The following is a 5731-nucleotide window of genomic DNA, read 5'->3' as shown; positions in this document are numbered from 1 at the left end:
TGTAAGCAAGGCTATCAGTAGGGCAAACAAACCAGCAACTGCAAACATCCACCAGGCAATATCAATGCGGTAAGCGAAATTTTGTATCCATTTATTCATAGCAAAATATGCAATCGGTGATGCGATCAAAATGGCTATGCAAACCAGTATTACAAAATCTTTTGATAGCAGTTTTGTAATGCCTGCAACGGTAGCTCCCAATACTTTTCTTACACCAATTTCTTTGGTTCGTTGCGTTGCTTCAAAGGCAGCCAGACTAAACAATCCCAGCGCCGAAATAACAATGGCAATTACTGCAAACACAATCATTAGAAAAGAGGTCTGCTGGTCTTGCTTGTAAAGATTATTAAAGGTGTCATCTAAAAAATTATATTCCAGCGGGCTATCACTCACATATTTTTTCCAGACCTTGCTGATACTACTCAATCCCACTGTTGCTTTTTCACCCGCAATTCTTACACTAAAAAAGTTTCTCCATGTAGCGTTGTTGAATACCACCACGGGGCCACTCTTTTCATGCAGGCTCTTATAAGCAAAATCATTTACCACACCAATCACCCGACCGGTATCTCCTTTAAAAACAAACCAGGCTCCTGTTGTTGGCACTGGCAGTTTAAAATCTTTCACGGCTGTTTCATTCAATATAAAACCATGTGCCCCGTTATTATTGCTTTCGCCAAACCATTCGCCTTCTTTCATTTTAAGTTGCATGGTCTTTTCAAAATCTATGTCGGCAGAAAGTTGTGTGATCCTGGGATTGTAACTGGTATCACGCCCTTTCCAATCGGCACATTCAGTACACACGCTGCCTAGGTTTACCAGTGGCTGGTTGGAAGTAGCAACCTTTTCGATACTGCTTTCAGCAAGGAGCTCATGCTTCATGGCCATCATCACCGATTCCCGTTTTCCCCTTTCGATCGTTGACGGTAATGCAAACGACAAGGTCTGTGACCGATTGTAACCAGGGTTTTTATACTGTATGTATTGAAGCTGACTGTAAATAACAATGGTGCTTCCAATGAGTATAACAGAAACCGTAAATTGTAATACTACCAGTCCTTTGCGGAAAGAACTGTCTTTTACTTTCAGTACTATGTTGCCACGAAATACATTCAATGGCTTAAAGGAAGAGAGCAGCAAAGCAGGATAAATACTGTTGAGCACCAGGGCCGCCAATAATGTACACCCCAATACTTTCCATACATTCAGCGATGTCAGTGGCAGGTAAAATGATTTTTCTGTTAACTGGTTAAACACTGGCAGACAAAATTTTATAAGCATCAGTGTTGCTACTAATGACAGCAGACTGATCAATAAAGACTCCGTAATAAATTGCAGAAAAAGATGTGACCGGTCAGCACCATTTATTTTTCGTACACTTACTTCCCTGGCCCGCAGGCTGGCTCTTGCTGTGGTGAGGTTTACATAATTGATGCACGCAATCAGCAACAACAAAAAACCAAGTATAGAAAAAACATACACTGTATTTCGGTTGCCGTGTATAAAAGTAGAGTTGTCTATTTCTGTTTCAAAGTGCATGTCTTTTAAGGAGATCATGGATATCGGAGCAGCGTCCCCTTTACTTTTGGAGGCTATTACGTCCGTTATCTTTTTTTCTACCACGACGGGCTTACTGCCAGTAGTGGTTTTTACAAAAGTGATGTAGTTGGCATTGTTCCATTGCTGGTCGTTTTCACGTATTTGCGGATTGGTAAGCAGGGCACTGATGGGTATAAAAGAAGTATATTGAAAACTTGAATTGGTAGGCGCATCTGCCACCACTCCCCTTACCTCGTAATTCACTGAATCAACTCGGATCATTTGTCCCACGGCAGCGGCAGTACCAAAATATTTTTTTGCTTCTGCACTTGTTAATATGATGCTGAAAGGATTGGCATCAAAAGCAGCAGCATTACCCTCTTTAAAATCGTACCTAAAAATATTAAACCAGGCCTCATCTACATAAGCACAACCTTTACTGTAAAACAGGTTGCCTTTAATGGTAAAGACCGGCCAGTGGCTGGTGTACAAACGGGCGGCATTTGTAATTTCCGGCACTTCTTTTTTTATGGCATCTGCCAGTAAAAGCGGGGTGCTCTCCCAAACCCAACCTTGCGAAGGAAGCCTTGTTGTGAGGCGATAAATACTGCTTTGATCTTTGTGGTAATCATCAAAATGTATTTCGTTTTGTACCCACAGCAGTATAAATACCGCAGCTGTCATTCCCACCGATAAACCAAGGATATTGATGGCAGTAGTGCCTTTGTTTTTCAATAAACTCCGCCACGCAATTTTAAAATAGTTTTTTATCATGGTTTAGCCGTTTAGATGTTATGTTTCCTTGTTAATGTGATAACTTCTTTTATGTAGGTTTTGCATTATCAATTAAAAAATTATCCATTACCTAGTCTGCTTTTAAACTCTTCACCGGGTTCATCAATGCCGCTTTTATTGATTGAAAACTTACCGTTAGCATCGTCAGTAAAATAGCAGCGAATGCAGCAAGAATAAATACCCACCAACTAATGGATATGCGGTATGCAAAACCCTGGAGCCATTTATTCATTCCCCACCATGCTAATGGAAATGCAAGGATGCAGGCAATGCCAACAAGTTTTAAAAATTCCTTCGACAGCATATTTGTTACCTGCGTTACCGTTGCACCAAGCACTTTGCGTATACCAATTTCTTTGGTGCGTTGCTCTGCTGTGTAGGTTGCCAAGCCAAATAAACCAAGGCAAGCAACAAATATGGTAAGCAGGGCAAATATGTTGAGGATACGTCCGGTTTTTTGTTCTGTCAAATAAGTTTTATTGTACAGCTCATCCATAAATGCATATTCAAATGGTTCATCTACCTGTAGCTTTTGCCATTGCTGTTTCATTGAGCTCAGTAAGCCAGCAACGTCTGCCGTTTTTGTTTTTACAATCAATCCCCACTCCGGTTTTAGCACCATTAGCAAAGGAGTAATCGCTTCATGCAACGAACGAAAATGAAAATCTTTTACAACACCAATTACATGGTAAGAAACTTTAGTTCCATCATTTCCTTGCATCCATATTAAATGGCTACCCACTCCATTACCTGCAAGGGCAAAGGCTTTGGCAGCGGCTTCATTAATGATGACTGCAGAAGAATCTGTAGCAAAAGCTGGCGAAAAATTTCTACCTCCTGCCATTTCTATTCCTAATGTAGGTATGTATTGTTCATCAACATCATACCGAAGTGTTTTCATTACCTGGTTTTCTTTTCCCTCAGGATAAACCATGGAGTTATTATTATTTGTTGGCCCGGCAGGCTTATAACCGGATGTAGTAACGTTTACAACCCTGGAATCTTTCAACAATTCTTCTTTAAAAAATTGTTCATTTTTACCCAATGCCCATGAGTTAGACAACACCAGCAATTGTTCCTTATTATAACCCAGTTTTTTTTGTTGGATATATTTCATTTGCTGGTAAATAACAATGGTACCAACAATTAAACTGATGGAAATAAAGAATTGAAAAATTACCAGTCCACTTCGCAATCCCAAACTTTTTGTACTTGCGCTTAACCTGCCTTTAAGCGTTGCGATCGGGTTAAATGAAGAGAGAAAAAACGCAGGATAAATACCCGCCAACACCCCAACCAACAAACCGAGTGCAACAAATAATAACAATGGCTGAAGGCTAAATCCTATACTTAAATTTTTGCCAGATAGATCATTAAATACCGGCAATACCAATTGAACAAAAGCAAATGAAATTAATAAAGCTATAAAAGTTAAGAGGACAGACTCCGTTAAAAATTGTTTTACCAATTCAAATTTTCCGGAACCCATTACTTTTCTTACCCCCACTTCTTTAGCCCTTTTAGAAGCACTTGCAGTAGAGAGGTTGATGAAGTTGATGCAGGCTATCAGCAACATAAAAATAGCCACGGCACCAAAAATGTACACATACTTTATATCACCACCAGGTTCCATTTCATAACTACTGTTTGAATGAAGATGAATATCCTTTAATGGCTGCAATGCAAAGCCTAGTGAATTTCCTTTGGTTCTAAATTGCGCTAAGCTCATGCCCATCGCCTTTAATATCTGCGGGCCCATATATTTCTCTACCATATTCGGCAGTTTGGCTTCTAATTTTTTATAATTATATCCATCGGGTAATACCAGGTAAGTAAAAAAATTAGACGTCATCCAGCTATCTGATTTTGCTTCACTATGGCCAGCCATAGCGCCAAACATATCAAAATGAAAATGTGCATTGGCAGGTATTTTATCAATTATGCCAGTTACTTTATACAACTCACTCTTGTTATTAAAATCCAGCGTTTTACCAATCGGGTCTTCGTTACCAAAATATTTTTTTGCAAAATCGTTTGTAATAACAAGGGTGTTTGGTTGCTGTAATGCCGTTGCAGGATCACCCTTTAAAAAGTGAATGGTAAACACACTAAAAAAATTGGCATCTACAAAAGCAAATTCACCATCGTTAAATTTTTTATCGCCGTAAGTAACTTTAGGCCTTCCTGCTACATGTAACCTTGTAGCCTCCTGCACTTCCGGATAATCATTTTTTAAGGCCTGTGCTGTTGGTGGCATTACCGTGGCTTCATTTATTTTACCTCCGTTAATATTCGATTGAAAAAGCACCCTCACAATCCTGTTTGCTTTTACATTAAACCGGTCGTATCTCAATTCATCCTGCACAAAAAGCATAATGATAAAACATACGGATATGCCAATGGATAAACCCAATAAATTGATGATAGAAAATGCTTTGTTTTTTAGCATATTTCTCCACGCTGTTTTAAAATAATTTTTTATCATGATATTTTTAATCTGCTTTTAAACTTTTTACGGGGTTGGCTACTGCGGCTTTTATAGTCTGAAAACTTACCGTTACCAATACTACAAACAAGGCCACAACAGCAGCCACTAAAAACACCCACCATTGAATGTTTACCCGATAGGCAAAATCCTTTAACCAGTTGTGCATAGAATACCAAGCAACCGGGAACGCTATGAGTGCCGCAATGGCTACAAGTATCAAAAACTCTTTAGACAATAGCACTACTATGCCGCTGGTATCTGCACCCAGTACTTTGCGCACACCAATCTCTTTAATGCGTTGCGAAATGGTAAATGCAGACAAACCCAGCAAACCAAGACTGGCAATAAAAATGGCAATGCAGGCGAAGGTGGTAAAGAGGGTGCCTTGTCTTTGTTCAGATTCATATAACCTATCAAAATTTTCATCCAGAAAATGATATTCAAAAGGAATATCAGGGATAAATTTTTTCCAGGTGCTTTCAAGATATGCCAGCGATTTGGTAGTATTACTGCCCGAGAATTTTACAGACAGGTTGTTGAAATAAGCTGGCGGATACATTACCAGTACCATTGGTGCAATCAACTGGTGCATACTTTCAAAATGAAAATCTTTCATCACCCCAATCACATGGCCTGAAACAGTGCCATATTTAAAATCTTTGCCAACCGCATTTATTGTGTTCCAGCCAAGGGCCTTTACAGCAGTTTCATTTAAAATATAATTCGATGTATCGGTGCCATAGTCTTTTGAAAAATTTCTTCCGGCAGCCATTGTTATCCCATAAGTGGGCACAAAATTATAATCAACCGAAACATATTTGATAGCGGTGACAGACGGAATTGTTGAATCTCCGGACAATGTTGCTGCAACTGTATAATCCAGCAATCTGCCGGTGGGTATTCTCGAGG

At 39.4% G+C, this 5731-nt stretch carries 3 protein-coding genes; all 3 read right to left on the bottom strand.

The window, feature by feature from the left end:
• Window positions 1–2313 (bottom strand): ABC transporter permease (locus H7254_RS20825; RefSeq protein WP_301934808.1); only part of this gene is annotated, 2313 nt, incomplete at its 3' end.
• A 91-nt stretch (window positions 2314–2404) separates the two neighbouring features.
• The gene (locus H7254_RS20820; RefSeq protein WP_301934807.1) at window positions 2405–4819 is read right to left on the bottom strand and encodes an ABC transporter permease; all 2415 of its coding nucleotides are present in this window, start codon (window positions 4817–4819) and stop codon (window positions 2405–2407) included.
• Between the two features lie 7 nt (window positions 4820–4826).
• On the bottom strand, window positions 4827–5731 hold a 905-nt coding region (locus tag H7254_RS20815; protein WP_301934806.1), incomplete at its 5' end, for an ABC transporter permease.

Origin of the sequence: Ferruginibacter sp., assembly GCF_014377975.1 — a bacterium.
Classification (GTDB): Bacteria; Bacteroidota; Bacteroidia; order Chitinophagales; family Chitinophagaceae; genus Ferruginibacter.
Note: the sequence above shows the minus strand (reverse complement) of the source record. Positions and strands in the feature narration are given on the sequence as shown.

What these genes read in the sequence shown, in the direction of transcription:
- H7254_RS20820 (WP_301934807.1), bottom strand. Translation starts at nt 4,819, where the DNA reads ATGATAAAAAATTATTTTAAAACAGCGTGGAGAAATATGCTAAAAAAC.